The following is a 15449-nucleotide window of genomic DNA, read 5'->3' on the forward strand; positions in this document are numbered from 1 at the left end:
ATCGCTTCTTCACTTCCGTTCCCCTTCGTTGGAACGGACTCTACACCGTCTGCGGACTATTCAGGGGGAGCAGGTCAGGTTCACTGCAATGGTCGACAATTTGACTCTTGAGTCCGAAGTTTTTGGAAATGACCAGGACCAGTTCCCGGGGATTGTCCAGAATTAATGATGACAAAAGAAGACGAACGCGGGCGGCGCGACACAGGGAGGCTTACCAACCAGTCAGTCTTCCTCGTCAAATCCAAAGGCCACGTCGCTTAAGTCGCTTACGCCAATTTGATCCGCAAGAACGGCATCGATGGTTTTTCTTAAATCGTGCTTCGATTTGAAAAGCCCAGCAAGGGTGCGACAGTCCTCATCTCTTCCTCGCCCGAACTCGGAGAGTAGAGCGCGCCCCAGCGGTATAGCGGTCGAATCGTCGGACCCCACGATACCCTTACAGGGCGAGAGGCGCGTGATGTGAGTCCCCAAGTATTCGAGCGCACCCTGAATATTTGCGGTAAATTTCCCGCCCTCCATCAACATGTGCCGTACTGTGGACAACTCGACGGCACGGGCTACGGCGGCTGCGAAAAAGCGAGCTCCTCCCTGCTGTGAAAGCCAATCACCACCCTCGCATTTGCGGTCTCCGCTTTTGATACAGTCAGTGGACGCATGAGGAACGAAATCCATTCCGACAAGGTCATCGACTCTGACGTTTCTATCAATGACGAACTGGATCGCGGTGCTGCTGTTATATCGATAACAGCCCGTCGTTTGATCTAGCCACCAAGGGACTGCCACCTTAGTCGACCGGTAACGGGTAAAGTTGCTGAATTTCCTCTTAGTAATCAGGAATCTGTACGTCGGAATTCGGAACTGTGGTTGCTCGACGAGATAACAGTACCCATCGGCGATTAGGCGCTTGAAGTCCAGAGTGAATCGAACGTTGCCGTAAACTGATCGCTTCCAAACGTTGGGCGATACCCATACAGCACGAATACGCTCTTTCGTTAGCTTGCTATCGCTGACAATGCGCCGGGCTCTGATCTTCCCGCTTTCAATAACACCGAGCGCACTTCCGACGTGCGTCTCGTGGCCCACCGTTTCAAGGGGGAAACTATCTGACAGGTCCACATTTGGCGGTGCCATTTGCTTTGTTTTTTTCGACACAGTTGGCCTCGTTAGTTACCGGTCATTAGTTGGGCCCCGAGTCGCGGAACTCGCGTATCGGTGAAAGCAGATTTGCAAGGTCATTCGAGTTCCCCGAGAGAATTTGATAGTAGATTTGCAAGTCAAAAAAATCCCAGAAAATCGTTGATTTTACTGGGATTTTTTCAACATCTGTTGCGAAGAGGATTCGCCAATGCCTGCGAGCATGGCGAATGCTTCCGGGGCAGATGCGGGTTCGACTGAACTCAGGTATTGACTCGCGGTGGTGGCCGACGCAAACCGGCCAGATGCGACCTCTCACCTTCGGCGTCGCTCGGAAACGCCGGCTGCAACCCGTAGGCCACCCAGATGCGGGGGACACTCATTCAGCCGTCGGCCTCAGCGGACGTTGATCCGCTTGCCCAAATACGATTCTGCAAGCAAATGGTCGCTCCACGTCAGATTCACATTGCACGTGTACTTGGCGTCGGAGAAGCCCAGACGCGACTCGACGCTTTCGAGTTGACGGCGTTCGTTCTTCACATTTTCCACACTTACATCAGCAGGTAGACTGGAGGTCACGATACGTTGACACACCGCTGACAGACATCATGGTAGCTACCACAACCTGTTTACTTTGCTGCGAGAAACCTGCCATAGCAAACAGCCACATCTTGCCAAAGTTGATCGTTCGCGCAATCTGTGAGGAAGTCGGAGGCCCCGGATTGCGAGAATTGTCCACACCGCGGTTGCGCGTGGAGCGGACAACTGTAGTGCCGCTCCTCTGCACCGAATGCGAGGCCCAGTTTCAGCGTTACGAAAACCATTTCGCGCGGTCCTGCCTGCGTCCGTACTTCAAAGATGACCGTGTCGTAATAGAGCACGATGCGCGGCTGCTAGCGTTTGCGGTCTCCGTCCTATGGCGAGTACTTATGCACACGCTGAACCAGAAGGTGCCGCCGGAGCGGCGACTTCACCTGGTCCAGACAGCGCAAGCGTGGCGCGCCTACCTGCTGGGGGATGCGCCCGGACTTGGGGAACACAAGTGCTACCTGTTTCTTGATCGCGAGTTTAGCGCGGAGCAGATCAAATCATCCCGCAGCCTGAACCACGTGGATCTGCGTTTCACCATCGAGCATGGGGTGGCACTTGTCACCAACTTCATTAGGGTGCCATATCGCTATATCGCGTATGCGAAGCTCGGTCCGTTTATTTTCGTAGGCACCGTGCAAGATGTTTTTCGTGGAAAGCTCGACCATTTGATGGCGCCATGGCGCGAGATCGCCTCGAATGTGACGGCCGAAAGCGAAGTTGATGACAATGCCCAAGTTCCGGATGAAGTCGTCGCCACGATAGATGAATTGGCATCGCGCTGGCGATTTTCTGATGCTGACATGAAGCCGGAGCGACGCTCACAACTGTTGACACGATTTGCCGCATTGACGCCCAATGCAATGTTAAAACGGCTCCATGAAAAGGACGAAACCCTGTTGCGTGGGGGTAATGACACATAGAACCGTAATGATAATTTCTCATCAATCTGTGCTCTGACCTTTCACCAGATCAAGCTCATCAACCACCTATCAGACTTCGTACTCATGGACGCCAAAAGCCTGCAAAATTTCCTCAACGGCGAGCACGATATGCTCACGACGGCTGTCGACTTATTTCGCGATCTGGTGCCAGCCCCGGACAGGGACGCATCAGTGCACTCTGGCGAGGAAGGGCGTTTCATCGAAATGGTGCTGGCGGAATATCTGCGCGAGAAGCTTCCGGCTGGCATAGGTATCGGCGGCGGTTTTATCGTCGACGCGCACGGCAAATGGGTGTCAAAGCAAATTGATATCATCTTGTACGACAGTGTCAGGTTTGCGCCTGTGCTGCGCTACGGGGATGCGGTAATCGTGCCGCTCGAGTCAGTCATTGGTGCCATTTCCGTGAAACGGAAATTGTACAATTCGCAGCTTCCGGGCGAGTTTGCGTCCCTGTCCGAGATCGGTGCGCGTGCCAGCGGCGTGAGTTTCCCCAAGCCAGTGCTGGCGCTAGTCGCTTTCGAATGCGAAAAGAGCGATCCGAAGTCTGCGGTCGAGGCGGCGTTCGCCGCGATCAAGACTAGCTTCGCGGCGAAAACCGACCGACGCGGCAGGACGCATCTTTATTCCTGGAACGAACTGATCGACCACGTCATCGTATTTGACAAGTTCATCCTGCGTACAAATGGGCACTCGCACCGCGAGGACCTCGAAGTTAGGAAGAAACCGCAAGCTAAGACAAAGCAGTTGCAGTGCAGTTATGTCTGGGCTGGCAACGGCACGACGACCAGGAATGTTTACATTCAGCACCTGTTGAGTGGTATACATCGCGCCTGGTACGACGAGGACCGCGGCAATCGCGTAACCCGCGATCTTTTGGCGTTTCCGCAGTCGGGCATGAAAAAGATCGGCGCCGTTGACGTCTGCGTGTATTGCCGACCATATGCATGGGCGAACTTCGAACCGGCAGTGGCTTCGAAGCCGACTACGGCGAAGCTCAATAAGCGACGTACCAAAGCGCCGAAGACGGGGTCAAGCGGTGAGCCGCCGAGGGATGCCGCAATCACTCCTAAAAAAAGCACATGAACAGATGCTTGATCTCGTAGCGGCGTCTCAAGCTGACTGACGCCATTCTGCGGGTTAGATCCAGGCCGAACATCGCAATTTTTCATGACATCCACCTACAGCCGTCCCGAAGCGCGATCGAACTGGTGTCCTTAGGCCGTAAGCGGCTGGCGATCCAGTTGGCGCTGCGTCTGGAATGTTGACTTTAGCTACCTTTTGCGGATACATGGCAGTCACCGCTTTGGCCGAACATGAGTCCAAGAATTAAGGAGCAGGCTGATCGATCCACTCCGTTACCGTTCGTTAGGAACACAAGTGCCCGACCGGCGGCAACGGGTCGAAAACGGATGCCCGCGACCAGACGCAATCGGCCACAATCAGTCGTTGACCAATGGATGCTTCGGCGCTCCCGCGGCCCAGACGGCATATGGTCGGGTGACGTCTATGAACAACCATTGTTGTGCGCGCGGGTGAAATGCTGCACTCCGCAATGGAACCGTCGCATCCTTTGAACTACCAACTGGCTCTGCCGGGGGAGGGGGCATGACTGAGTCGTCGGGCGGCGTCACGGCTACGGAGCGGCTGCTCGCGGAGTTCTGCGAGCGATCGTTCCTGAAGTTCTGGAGCTATCCAAATCCGCACAAGGATGACGGGCACGAACTGTGTGACCTGCTTGCCGTCTTCGGCGACACCGTGTTCATCTTCTTTGACCGAGAGAACGAACTTCCCGAGATCCCTGACAAGGACCCGAAAATCCTTTGGGATCGTTGGAAACGCAATGTCATCGATCGCCAGGTCAGGACAGCACACGGGGCAGAGCGCTACATCCTCAGCGGCAGGCCGATCTTTCTTGACGCAAAGCGCGAGAAGCCGCTTCCAGTGCCGTTCGATAAAGACAAGGCGATCATCCACAAGATTATCGTCGCTCACGGGGCGAAGGAAGCCTGCGAACGAGCATCGCCGCAAAACGTCTACGGGAGCCTTGCTATCACCTACACGGAAACCGGAGGAGGTCCCACCCATCCGTTCCATATCGAGATCGACAGGCACAACCCTGTTCACGTCCTTGACAGCCACAACATGCCCATTGTGCTGCGCGAGCTGGATACGGTCAGCGACTTCTCGGCTTATCTCGACGAAAAGGTCCGCGCGGCCGCTGCCTTCGACTGTCTCAGCTATTGCGGCGAGGAAGACCTGCTCGCCCACTACCTCGTCAACTACGACGCTGCTACCAAGCGCCATGTCATCGGGCCGAAAGGCAAGCACGGGAGCACGGTCAACGGCGTTATGATCGGCGAGGGCGAGTGGCGCGACTTCGTGCAAACCGGCGTCTACAAGAACACCAAGAACGAAGACCGCATCTCGTACTTCTGGGACCAGTTGATCCAGCGGACCTGCCAGAACAGTCTGGAGGGGACGCTTGACGGTAACTCGAACATCGCGAGCGGTGAAAGTGCGATCTACGAAATGGTGAAGGAGCCGCGCTTTATGCGCCGGGGCCTCTCCGAAAAGATGCTCACCACCGTTGGTCGCTTCCCAAACACGGGTTCGTTCACGCGTCAGGTGACTCTCCTGCCATCGTTCGAGCCTAATGTCTGCTATGTCCTCCTGCAATTGCGCGTTCCGGAGGAACTCCGCGCGGCGGCGGATTTCCGCGAGAAGCGGCAGACGTTGCTGGAGATCGCCTGTGGCGCGGCGAAGAACAAATTCCCGAACATGGTGAAAGTCATTGGCATCGGCATCGAGGCCCCAAAGTTCTCGGACGGCACCGTGGCTGAGGACTTCATCCTGATGCCGTGCGACGACTGGCCGGAAGAAAGGAAGACCTACTACGAAGAGCTGAACCGGGAATGGAATTTCTTCGGGACGCCGGCGATGCGGCAGTTCAAGGATCGCGTCACACAGTTCGTGCAGCCGCCGCGTTCACGGGAAATAGCGAAGTCAGTCAAGATCGGGCGCAACGATCCGTGCCCCTGCGGCTCAGGAAAAAAATCCAAGAAGTGCCACGGGCGATAGTGTCGAGCGTCGGCAGCCGATGTCTGGCTCGCAAGGCCCCGCAGTGAGGAGCCCGACGATCTCAAGCCGCGCGGCGCGCCTTTATCGCCCTGAATACGTGACCAATGCTTTGCCCCCTGCGAGGGCCGCCGTAAGGTCGCGACCGACCGCTAGGACGCGACAAATTCAATGCCGCGAATGTCGCTAATGGGTCGCAAGCTGTCATTTGGAGCCAACAGTTGATCGAAGGTCCACTGGGTGGGAGCGCACGGTCGGGGCACCACGCCGACTCCGGGGGCACCGAGGCCTCATTTCTAGAACGGCGAAGTGCTCGCTCGGCAAACGATTGACGCTGCCACCCTCGATTGCTTGCGACGTGGGCCACAGATCGGTATGACTGCCTTCACGGTCAACGGTATGGCGCGCAGTCCGGGTGGGCGAGCAGCGGTTCGAACGGACCACCTTTGAACTTGCCGAACGGCGAACTCAGTGGGCGGCTCGTTGGCAGATGAACGACAGAGGCTCGCTCCCACGACGTCACGCCTTCTGAGCAGCGCGGGCATCGTTCCTGTCGAGAAACGCCGACAACCGGATGTCGTTATGCGCTAAGTGTTGCAGCGTCTTGAACTCCTCGAACCTTTGCGCGGCCATCACCAATGCGCGGGTGTTGGTCGCTCTGCTAAGCGCGACATCGTTCAACAGCGTATTGCCCCAAGGGCGCCGGTCAACTTTGACGAAGGCCAGCACCCCGCCAACCAGTACCCGATACATGTTGATGCCATCTTTACGATCCGGCTTTGGAGCTCGATAGGCAAACACGCCAGCATCGTCGGGGTTGAGCCGAAGACGCATCAGCGCTGCATCGAAGAAGTCGGGAATCGGAGCGCTTTCAAAGGCCATCTTCTGTAGCTCGCTCTTGTACGGGCCGAGATCGATTTGACCAAGGTCGCGGCGCGCGACTGCGTATTTCCAGAGCAGCGCTGCGTAGAACCGCAACGTGACGTCGGGCGCCTGTTCAGCAGTGACCAACACTCCGTCCCGCACACCTACCCCAGCATTCCGTAAAGATTCAAACGCCTTTGCAGTGCTCCCTTCGAAACTCCCAATGGAAGAATCACAGGCGCCGCATAGGATGCTCGTGTCCATACGGCCTGACTGGCTCTCGCGATATCCCGGGCTTGATGGCGACACAACGGCATGCGCGTTCCCAACTTGGACCTCTACGGCCATCACGCGCGGAATCAAGTGCGACTTGATCGTAGGACTCTCGCCGCAAATAAGACAGTTCATTTCTTTCTCCGGGGGATAATAGGCCGCACGGAATCAACGTCGGACCAGTACTCGCGAATCAACTTAACACCTTACTCGCGAAGAAGACATTCAACCCTAGTCCAGTCGCGCAGTAAACAGGTCATCCGCCCCGTCAGCACTTCAGAGCCTCTTCGGCGGCTTCAACGCCCGCGCGCTGCACGGTTGACCCTGATTGATGGAGCGCGGGTGACAGCAGTGAGTCGGAAGCAGCCGTTGGACGTGACATCAACTTGGTGCAGCTGGCTTGCGACGTACGCGCGTGGAGCAGTATGATATTCGCGGGCTGTGGTTCGACATTCGCGCAGTGATTTGGCGATTCGCCAAATGGTCGCCGCGCAGCAGGCATCCAATGTCCGGATACGCTTTTCTTTGGTGATCGGAACGCATATCGTTAGGCTGCATCCAGACGCACTAGCCCGCACTAGCATTTTCACTAGATTCTTGGCGCCGTAGGAGACTTCATCTGAATGATTTGCGGCGGTGCATCGGTGCACCGCCGCAACTTGATTCAAATTAGCCGATACGCTTGATGACACGGCCGGGACGCTTCGATTGCGCCAGCACCGGGGACTCCGTACCAGCGAGACGGGGCTCCTTAGTCCCGGCAAGCTCCTTGCTCTTGCGAACCGGTTGACGAACATCGGCATCGAGCGGACCGCTAGCCTGACCTGCTTGCGCGACGGGTGCCATCAAACGACCGATGACCGTCGTAATCAGGCCCTGCAAGATCTCCTCGTTGAACCACTCAACGGGGTCTTGCTGGCTCAACGCACTCGCGTAGAGTCGACGCTCCTTCGGGTCAAGCGCTTGAAGCGCCACAGAGACGCCGTCGGCACGAGCCGCGCTAATGAACAGGCGTCCCATCGCCGAGTTGAAGCGAGCATCGTGCACCGGCAATCGCACGAAGCGAACACCCTTAAAGCAAGAAGCGAACTGACCGATCTCAGGCAACGGCACCGCATGCTTGGGGATACAGCGCACTTCCAGACGCCAGTGAGCTTCGCCGCCGAACATCTGCTGCAGCTTGCTCACCTCGATATCCCACTTGTCGGACGCAAGCGCCGCCAAGATGGCATCGGCGTGAGGGCCGAGCTCACGGTGCAGAATCTCCGCGCCCTTGTTGTAGACGGTGAGTCTGCGATCCGAACCGAGCACGCCGACGTAGAGCGTGCCCAGCACACCGCTCCCGTCAAAGTCGTACAGCACTTTGGCGCCGCCACGCTTCCCCTTCACGGTCACCAAGGTACCGTCCAGCGGGTTGAACGCGTAATCGACATTGACATGCATCATCGTCACGCTCGCGGTTGCCAGGATGCGGCGCGCGCCAACCCCAAAGATGGTTCGCAAGAATTTCCAAAGATTCGCGATAGCTGCGTCACCCTTGCGCAGGAACGGGTTCGGGTTGAACTCAACCGTCGCTGCCCACGGATAGTTGCTCTTGTTCGGCTTGCACTCGACTATCACGCGCTGACCACCGACGCTGACGGCCAAACGACGTTGGAAAGCTTTCCCACGCGTCGTGAGGGTGTGCGTCGTGGGACGTGTAGCCACATTGTCGAAGCTCTGCTCGATGCACTTCATCTCACCGTCATTAAGGCTTTCGGATCGGATGACCAGCTTGAGCTTGTCGATCCCATGCTCGATCGCTTGCATCTGAGGTGACACAGCAGGCGTCACCGTGTTTTCTACGTCAGACATACTTTTGTGTCCTTAACTTGAGGCAACAAAGACGAACCGACTCCGCGCGGATTGCGCGACTCATCCTCTTTTACAACTTCTTGCGGAGACGTCCGGCTTGGTCGCTCGCCCTTCGTCACGATCGATGCGTGCGAGAGAGCGGTTGGTTGGTTGGTTGATTACTTACCCAGAGTTATCTCTTATTACAGTCGCGCCCGCGGCGACACGCCGGAACGGAAACTCCGAAAATTAACGGGGTTTGCGCAAACTGGGGAAAAGTGTCGCGCACGGCGCTGCAATTTCCCGTCAAATTTCCCCGCTTCACCCGAAGCGCCAAAATTTCGTACGCCCCTGGCCAAAACCCCGCTTTTCACGCGACTTCTTCCAATTTCCCGCGTTGAAAATTGCGGCGCCGGACGAGAAGTTTCCTCGCTAAGCCCAACCACGCGGCTCAGCTCTAAGTCATCTACGTTCGGAGGAACGTGCGAGAGAATTCGCCGTCTGGGTAGCGCCATGTCGAGGGCAATCCTGCGGTCCTAAACATGACGTTTTCGCAGGCTTACTTTTTGCGCACCGAATTGCGAGCGTTAGTCGAACGGGTGGCCGGAGGAGCTGCCACATTAGTGTCGCCAGTAACAACGCCGATCTCGGGCTGGTCGTCATGACGGCCAGTCGCATGCGAACACGAGGCAACGTGGCCCGCGATCGTCGAGTAACGAGACTCCCAGCGACGCACCCAGTTCGGCGGCACAACAATGCCGACGCTGTTGAACGGCTGAATCACTTGCGCCGCCAGATCGATCAGCACGTTCGGCTTGGCTGTCGGGCCGATGATCTTCGGAATTTGCACCAACGGGACACCGGAGTGCGCGAGATACCACGCAAGGCGCGTGAGCGCGCGCTCGGCATACAGCGGTCCCTCGCGATAGGCAAGGGTCGCATCCGGCAGCATGAGCATCTCCACCAGCACGCGACCGATGCCAAACGCGTGCCAACCTCGCAGCGTGACATTGGTCATCGCGAAAGCGATCTGCGCGTCAGGATCGGGTTCGCACGCGTCAATTTCCGCGTACATCGAGCAGTGCTCGCTGAGATAAGTTCTGTCCGATTTCGAATCGTTCTCCATAAAAATCACGACCAGAGCCCCCATTTCGCGCGCTGCGCCGTCAAGGCGCTCCATTTCGATGATGGCGTCATCCTCGAACAAGCTCACCCAATGGATTTGCAGGAAAAAGCATGCGCCTGGCTGAATTTTCGCCTTCGCCTCAGTCAACGCTTTCGGCGGTTCAAGCGACGAGACATCGTCGCGCTCGATCGCCAACATCTGCAACTTCCGGGCGTCAATATCACTGGAAGCGTAGACGTTCAGCGGCTCAAGGGAGCGGCTCTCAATGGGACGGAAGACCGACACGGTCGAGATCGGGACGGTGGGCATGTCAACCACTACCTGGCGATGCAAGATCATGTGGGCGATCGAGGCCATAGCACTGGGCAAAGCGTGGCTGGAGTTGATGGAAAAGAGGCTCACTCCCTTGACCGGCTCAACCGATTTACGGTACGCGTCTTCGAGCGCTTTGCGCACGCCCGACACCACCGGAGTGTTCGCGATATCGTGCATTACGCGCCCTCCGGGGTGGGGGCGCCGCCAACGCGCATCTTTTCGATGAACGCGTCAACGTCCTCGCGGCGGTAACGGACGGAGCGGCCGAACTTGTAGTAGGGCAACTCCTCCGAAAATTTGCCGAGATAGCGCCACTGCGCCGGGGTCTTCGGGCTCAGATTGAGCTCAGAGGAAAGTGCGCGATCGTCCAGGAACTCATGCAGCAGTTCCTGGAGTACAGACGGCACGGGGATGGGTGTTTCGGTCATGCTGATCTCCTAGTTTCATGAAGTTTCGCCACAACCTTCGTGGCAACGTCAATTTAGGTAGATCAGACACTTGAGAAAATGCGAAAGGGTGCGCGGGAGAAAATGCATTGCGCAACCCACTCACTTCATGCTAGCGCTTTCAATCCTTCTGTTTCGGATCCAGTTTTGCGACTAACAGGTAACCGCCAGAAACAGCTTGATAGGCGTGATTCAGCAGTGTTTCGACCTGGCGAAAATCGGGCTCTGCCCCCAAAAGGGGGTGAAACTGCAGGTAACCTAGCAATGCACTGTGAAGCGATCGCCGCACACGACCGTGGGCTTTCACGTAATCCAATGGGCTACGCACGGATTTCCAGTCGATCGAGAGATCGAATTTTCGTACATCAATCCCAGGTAAATTACCCCGCCTCGCACCCAATTGCGCCTCAAGTACTCCCGCATCAAGCGCCCCCAATGCATCGACCATGCGCGTCACATTTTGAAGCGTCTTGAACACTATTGGTCTGGTGTTCCAATCGGGTTTGACGGCGAGAAACGCGTCCGAGAGAGATGGATCCCCCTGCCGGGACGGTTCAATTTGCGGAGACGATTCGTCGTACGAGTATTCATCGTCTTCCGGATATCTTTTCCGTTCGACAAGCCTTTTACCGCTTCTTGTCCCGCCATCGAAAAATCCGCTAACTTCTCGACGCAACGCTCACAGTTGCTCGTCCAAATTCCCAGTGAAATCGAGTCGCACCAACATTTCGGTGCCGGTGCAATGAGCGGAAACTAACGTAGATAGCCGTACAAACTGTAGATAGTTCTTTGTCGGCCATGTGGTCGGTGGGTTAATGACTTCCACCGTATTACAAGCGAACAACCAAGCAAGTCTGTTGTCGGGCAGATCCCCTGATCGTTCAGTCGCCAGCTCAATCGCGGAGAAATTTGGGTCCTTCAGTTCGTTGATTCCCCAAGTTTCACGGATGTGATCGTTGATGGGCAGAATAGTACCGTCAGGATGTCTGGCTAAATAGGATGATATCGTGTCATCGGGCAGTGCTTCCGGAACACAGTGATAGCCGTCCAAGGGCATTTTCGGAAATGGCGTTGGCGGCACATCCTTCACTCGATGATGCAACGCATCATAGTCCCGAGCATAGGAACGGTTTCGCCGAAGTAGCTCCCAAGCCCATATAGACGGGTCGCGAAGCGACGCTTCTGGATATTCTGATACCTCGCGCCAATCGGCTCGGGCTACGAAAAGACTGTCTTCTGAAGGGATAAGGGGCGCCGCCATCGGAAAATCACTCCTAAGGGAATCATCCACGATGGTAGCAAAGGAGTAGCAATGGCACCCGACAGGGACAAAAGAAAAGGGGTTAGCCGAAGCTAACCCCTTGATCCTGCTGGTCGGAGCGATAGGATTCGAACCTACGACCCTCTGATCCCAAATCAGATGCGCTACCAGGCTGCGCTACGCTCCGACGAAAGAGGACGCATTCTAGAGCGTTCCGCGCGCCGCGTCAAATCGCCGTGCAAGCTCCGGGCATTTTCCCGTTATCGGCTGCACAATATCGACGTCGTAATCGCTTCGCCGACGGTCATGCCGCCGCCACGAAAACCCGCCATAGTGGGAGGTTCACCATGCCAGAACCCGTGTCGATGAACCTGATTCTCTGGCGTCACGCCGACGCCGAAAACCTGCCCGCCACCCTCGCGCTTAGCGCACAGGCCGATCTGGCCCGCGAACTTACCGATCGTGGCCGCAAGCAGGCCGAAAAAGCCGCTCAATGGCTCCGCGCACGTCTGCCCGATGACGCCCTCATTCTCTCGAGCCCCGCCATCCGCGCCGTCCAGACCGCGCAAGCCCTCACGCCCACGCCGCGCATCGTGCGCGACCTCGCACCCGGTGCGAACGCCATGGCCCTGCTCGGCGCCATCGACTGGCCCGGCACCGCCCAGACCGTTGTGCTCGTGGGCCACCAACCCGCCCTCGGCCAACTCGTCGCGCTCCTGATAAGCGGCCAGGAAGCCTACTGGACCGTCAAGAAAGGCGGCATCTGGTGGCTAGCCTCCCGCCGCCGTGAAGACGAAAGTCAGGTCGTCGTACGCGCCGTCGTCAATCCCGACCTCATCTGAAAGGTCCTACTAAAAGCATCGACGTCCCGTCGAAACTCCCCGAAAGCCCCGCCCATTGGGCAATGTAAGGGGACAGATTAAGGAGTTGCCTCATGACAGCGGACGTTTTGTCATAGAATTGTCGCCTACCGTTCACGGAATCGACATTGATGCTTTTTAAAGTACGTCGCAACGCGACCGTCACAAAAAGGGCCTTTATGCGCGACCTGCCGAACCCCACCATGCCGCTCTCTTCGCTGACCCCCACGTCGCGGAGGCGTCTTCCTCGCCCTGAAACGCCTGTCAAACCGAATCTGGCTGTGGCGTGGGTACGCGACGAAAGCGAGCTTCGTGAAGCGCAGCACCTGAGATATCAGGTCTTCGCCGAAGAAATGGGCGCGTCGGTCAAAGGCCCCGCTGGCCTCGACGTCGACGAATACGACCAGTATTGCGACCACCTGATCGTGCGCGATCAGGACTCGCTCAAGGTCGTCGGCACCTATCGCGTATTGCCCCCCGCCCAGGCCAAGCGCCTCGGCCGTTTGTACTCCGAAGGCGAGTTCGACCTGTCGCGTCTCGACCATCTGCGCCCCAAGATGCTGGAGACCGGCCGCTCGTGCGTGCACACCGACTACCGCAACGGCGCCGTCATCATGGCGCTCTGGAGCGGTCTGGCCGAGTACATGCTGCGCAACGGCCTGGAGACGATGCTCGGCTGCGCCAGCGTCCCGATGGCCGACGGCGGTCACTATGCCGCCAGCCTCTATCGCAAGCTGCAAGATACCTCCATGGCGCCGGCAGAGTATCACGCCGTGCCCCGCATCGCCCTGCCAGTGGACGAGCTGCAATCGACCCTCGACGTCGAACCGCCCGCGCTGGTCAAAGGCTACCTGCGCCTGGGCGCCCGCATCTGCGGCGCACCGGCCTGGGACCCCGACTTCAACACCGCCGACTTCCTCACCCTGTTCCGTCTCGCCGACATGAACCCGCGCTACGCGCGTCACTTCCTCGGCCCGGACCTCGTGAGCAAACTTCAACAAGCCTGACAGGCCCTCCCCCTTAAGTCTTCAGTACCCCGAGCCGTACCGGCGGGACACAAAAAAGCCCGGCAAATGCCGGGCTTTTCGTTGCGCGTCGCCGCACGAAAACTGCGATCGGACAAGCGTCAGGCGTACACCACCTTGTAGCGCATGCCGATCTTCTCCCACTCCTGCGCCTCGCGCTGCAAGCTGTAGTCGGTGAGCGGGTTGGCGTCGATCCACTGACGTGGCACCGACACCTGAAAGCCGTCGGCGAGACGCTCGACGTCGATGCTATCCGGCAAAGCATCCGTGCGGCGGCGACAGAACAACACCGCCAGACGCAGACAGAACAGCAACTGCCAGTCGACCTGCTGCGCCTGCGACGCCAGCTTGCCCAACTTGCCGACGTGGCCCAGCAACAACTCCGCCAGACGCGCCTGATCGGGGCGCGAAAACCCCGGCATGTCCGCATTGCTACCGATGTACGCCGAATGCTTGTGATAAGCACTGTGCGAGATCGACAACCCCATCTCGTGCAACGACGACGCCCAGTTGAGCAACGCCTCGCCCTCCTCGCGCCCATCGTCCTGCGCACCCTCCGGTAACGCTGTGGCGGCCGCATCGACCGGCAGTTGACGGTACAGTGAAATCGCCAGACGCCCCACGCGCTCGGCCTGCGCACGATCCACACCGTAACGGCGCACGAATTGCTCGACCGTTACCGCGCGCATGTCCTGATGCTGCGTACGGCCCAGCAAGTCGTACATCACCCCCAGACGCAGCGCCGCGTCGGTCGTCTCCATATGGTCGACTTCGAGTTCGTTGAAGACCGACAACATGATGGACAAGCCGCCCGGCAGCACCGGAATACGATCCTGCTTGAGGCCCGCCAGTTTGAGACGGTTGGCATTCTCCGCTTTGATCAGCACCCGCTTGAGACGCTCCAGACCGCCGCGCGTGAGGCCATGCACACCGCCGTCGTTAAAGCTATTGGCTTCGAGCAGTTCGGCGAGCGCCCGCGCCGTGCCGGACGAACCGATCGCCTGCGACCAGCCCGCGTCGCGATAAGTCGCCGAAATGATCTGGATTTCCCGACGTGCCGCCAACTCGGCCTGCTTCATCGCATATTCGTCGACATTGCCGCTCGGGAAGAACTGACGACTGTGGCTCACGCAGCCGATATACAGGCTTTCCATAATCAACGGCTCGTAGTCCTGGCCGATGATGAATTCCGTGGAGCCGCCACCGATATCCACGACGAGACGATTGCCGGGGCACGTCGGCACCGAATGCGCTGCACCCGCATAAATCAGACGCGCTTCTTCGCGTCCGGCAATCACTTCGATCGGGAACCCTAGGGCGCGCTGCGCTTCGCCGAGAAAATCCTGTGCGTTCTTGGCAACGCGCAACGTGTTCGTCGCGACCGCACGCACCTGATCGGGATGAAAGCCGCGCAGGCGCTCTCCGAAACGCTTGAGCACGTCCCAGCCGCGTTGCTGCGACGGATGATCGAGATACTTCTCAGCGTTCAGGCCGGCGGCCAGTCGCACCGGTTCGCGCAGCGCATCGACCTGATAAATCTGCGTGCCGGCGGACGTTTCCTCCACACGGCCGATGATCAGGCGAAAACTGTTCGAGCCGAGATCGACGGCCGCTAACAAGGGCGATGGGGTACTCATGTGGGGGTGCGCCTGAGCGAAGAATGTCGAATTACCCGATCCATAACTTTAAAAGCATGACGATCACT

The 15449-nt window shown here is 57.9% G+C and carries 14 protein-coding genes and 1 tRNA gene; 5 read left to right on the top strand and 10 right to left on the bottom strand.

Going from position 1 to position 15449, the window contains the following annotated elements:
• Nucleotides 1-222: 222 nt before the first annotated feature.
• On the bottom strand, nt 223-1152 hold the full coding sequence (locus PAN31108_RS25255) for a hypothetical protein (RefSeq protein WP_150671506.1): 930 nt from the start codon (nt 1150-1152) through the stop codon (nt 223-225).
• A gap of 378 nt (nt 1153-1530) precedes the next feature.
• Nucleotides 1531-1674, bottom strand: a complete 144-nt coding sequence (locus tag PAN31108_RS26560) for a hypothetical protein (protein WP_174995141.1) — start codon at nt 1672-1674, stop codon at nt 1531-1533.
• Between the two features lie 389 nt (nt 1675-2063).
• Here PAN31108_RS26560 and PAN31108_RS25260 point away from each other — a divergent pair, with 389 nt between their 5' ends.
• The 3 genes from PAN31108_RS25260 (at nt 2064) to PAN31108_RS25270 (ending at nt 5744) form a co-directional block, all read left to right on the top strand.
• On the top strand, nt 2064-2645 hold the full coding sequence (locus PAN31108_RS25260) for a hypothetical protein (RefSeq protein WP_150671507.1): 582 nt from the start codon (nt 2064-2066) through the stop codon (nt 2643-2645).
• A gap of 84 nt (nt 2646-2729) precedes the next feature.
• Nucleotides 2730-3749, top strand: coding sequence for a DUF6602 domain-containing protein (locus PAN31108_RS25265; RefSeq protein ID WP_150671508.1), 1020 nt, complete (start codon nt 2730-2732; stop codon nt 3747-3749).
• Nucleotides 3750-4271: 522 nt separating this feature from the next.
• A complete protein-coding gene (locus PAN31108_RS25270; protein WP_150671509.1) occupies nt 4272-5744 on the top strand; it encodes a YecA family protein in 1473 nt (490 codons plus the stop codon).
• A gap of 516 nt (nt 5745-6260) precedes the next feature.
• Here the strand turns inward: PAN31108_RS25270 and PAN31108_RS25275 are convergent.
• The 7 genes from PAN31108_RS25275 to PAN31108_RS25305 all read right to left on the bottom strand — a co-directional run bounded on the left by PAN31108_RS25275 (nt 6261) and on the right by PAN31108_RS25305 (nt 12046).
• A complete protein-coding gene (locus PAN31108_RS25275; RefSeq protein WP_150671510.1) occupies nt 6261-7013 on the bottom strand; it encodes a hypothetical protein in 753 nt (250 codons plus the stop codon).
• A 534-nt stretch (nt 7014-7547) separates the two neighbouring features.
• Nucleotides 7548-8732 (bottom strand): hypothetical protein, encoded by a 1185-nt coding sequence (locus tag PAN31108_RS25280; RefSeq protein ID WP_150671511.1) that lies wholly within the window; start codon nt 8730-8732, stop codon nt 7548-7550.
• 538 nt (nt 8733-9270) lie between these two features.
• Nucleotides 9271-10329: a hypothetical protein gene (locus PAN31108_RS25285; RefSeq protein WP_150671512.1), complete on the bottom strand. Its 1059-nt coding sequence runs from the start codon at nt 10327-10329 to the stop codon at nt 9271-9273.
• Nucleotides 10329-10580, bottom strand: a complete 252-nt coding sequence (locus tag PAN31108_RS25290; RefSeq protein ID WP_150671513.1) for a helix-turn-helix domain-containing protein — start codon at nt 10578-10580, stop codon at nt 10329-10331. The genes PAN31108_RS25285 and PAN31108_RS25290 overlap by 1 nt, the downstream gene beginning before the upstream one ends.
• 139 nt (nt 10581-10719) lie before the next feature.
• A complete protein-coding gene (locus PAN31108_RS25295) occupies nt 10720-11076 on the bottom strand; it encodes a hypothetical protein (protein WP_150671514.1) in 357 nt (118 codons plus the stop codon).
• Nucleotides 11077-11277: 201 nt separating this feature from the next.
• On the bottom strand, nt 11278-11859 hold the full coding sequence (locus tag PAN31108_RS25300; RefSeq protein WP_150671515.1) for a transcriptional regulator domain-containing protein: 582 nt from the start codon (nt 11857-11859) through the stop codon (nt 11278-11280).
• A 110-nt stretch (nt 11860-11969) separates the two neighbouring features.
• Nucleotides 11970-12046 (bottom strand) — tRNA-Pro (locus PAN31108_RS25305).
• Between the two features lie 160 nt (nt 12047-12206).
• Between PAN31108_RS25305 and PAN31108_RS25310 the strand changes: the two genes are divergently transcribed.
• Nucleotides 12207-12701: a SixA phosphatase family protein gene (locus tag PAN31108_RS25310; RefSeq protein ID WP_306440173.1), complete on the top strand. Its 495-nt coding sequence runs from the start codon at nt 12207-12209 to the stop codon at nt 12699-12701.
• A gap of 197 nt (nt 12702-12898) precedes the next feature.
• Complete coding sequence (locus PAN31108_RS25315; protein ID WP_150671516.1) at nt 12899-13726, top strand: GNAT family N-acetyltransferase; 828 nt, start codon at nt 12899-12901, stop codon at nt 13724-13726.
• 119 nt (nt 13727-13845) lie between these two features.
• On the opposite strand, the gene ppx is transcribed toward PAN31108_RS25315, so the two are convergent.
• Nucleotides 13846-15381: an exopolyphosphatase gene (gene ppx / locus PAN31108_RS25320; RefSeq protein WP_150671517.1), complete on the bottom strand. Its 1536-nt coding sequence runs from the start codon at nt 15379-15381 to the stop codon at nt 13846-13848.
• Between the last annotated feature and the right edge of the window lie 68 nt (nt 15382-15449).

It is taken from the genome of Pandoraea anhela (genome assembly GCF_902459655.1).
Classification (GTDB): Bacteria; Pseudomonadota; Gammaproteobacteria; order Burkholderiales; family Burkholderiaceae; genus Pandoraea; species Pandoraea anhela.

Excerpts from the sequence above, each read along its gene's own strand:
- PAN31108_RS25260 (WP_150671507.1), top strand. The coding sequence starts at position 2,064 with ATGCACACGCTGAACCAGAAGGTGCCGCCGGAGCGGCGACTTCACCTG.
- PAN31108_RS25265 (WP_150671508.1), top strand. The coding sequence starts at position 2,730 with ATGGACGCCAAAAGCCTGCAAAATTTCCTCAACGGCGAGCACGATATG.
- PAN31108_RS25270 (WP_150671509.1), top strand. The coding sequence starts at position 4,272 with ATGACTGAGTCGTCGGGCGGCGTCACGGCTACGGAGCGGCTGCTCGCG.
- PAN31108_RS25275 (WP_150671510.1), bottom strand. The coding sequence starts at position 7,013 with ATGAACTGTCTTATTTGCGGCGAGAGTCCTACGATCAAGTCGCACTTG.
- PAN31108_RS25280 (WP_150671511.1), bottom strand. The coding sequence starts at position 8,732 with ATGTCTGACGTAGAAAACACGGTGACGCCTGCTGTGTCACCTCAGATG.
- PAN31108_RS25285 (WP_150671512.1), bottom strand. The coding sequence starts at position 10,329 with ATGCACGATATCGCGAACACTCCGGTGGTGTCGGGCGTGCGCAAAGCG.
- PAN31108_RS25290 (WP_150671513.1), bottom strand. The coding sequence starts at position 10,580 with ATGACCGAAACACCCATCCCCGTGCCGTCTGTACTCCAGGAACTGCTG.
- PAN31108_RS25300 (WP_150671515.1), bottom strand. The coding sequence starts at position 11,859 with ATGGCGGCGCCCCTTATCCCTTCAGAAGACAGTCTTTTCGTAGCCCGA.
- PAN31108_RS25310 (WP_306440173.1), top strand. The coding sequence starts at position 12,207 with ATGCCAGAACCCGTGTCGATGAACCTGATTCTCTGGCGTCACGCCGAC.
- PAN31108_RS25315 (WP_150671516.1), top strand. The coding sequence starts at position 12,899 with ATGCGCGACCTGCCGAACCCCACCATGCCGCTCTCTTCGCTGACCCCC.
- ppx (WP_150671517.1), bottom strand. The coding sequence starts at position 15,381 with ATGAGTACCCCATCGCCCTTGTTAGCGGCCGTCGATCTCGGCTCGAAC.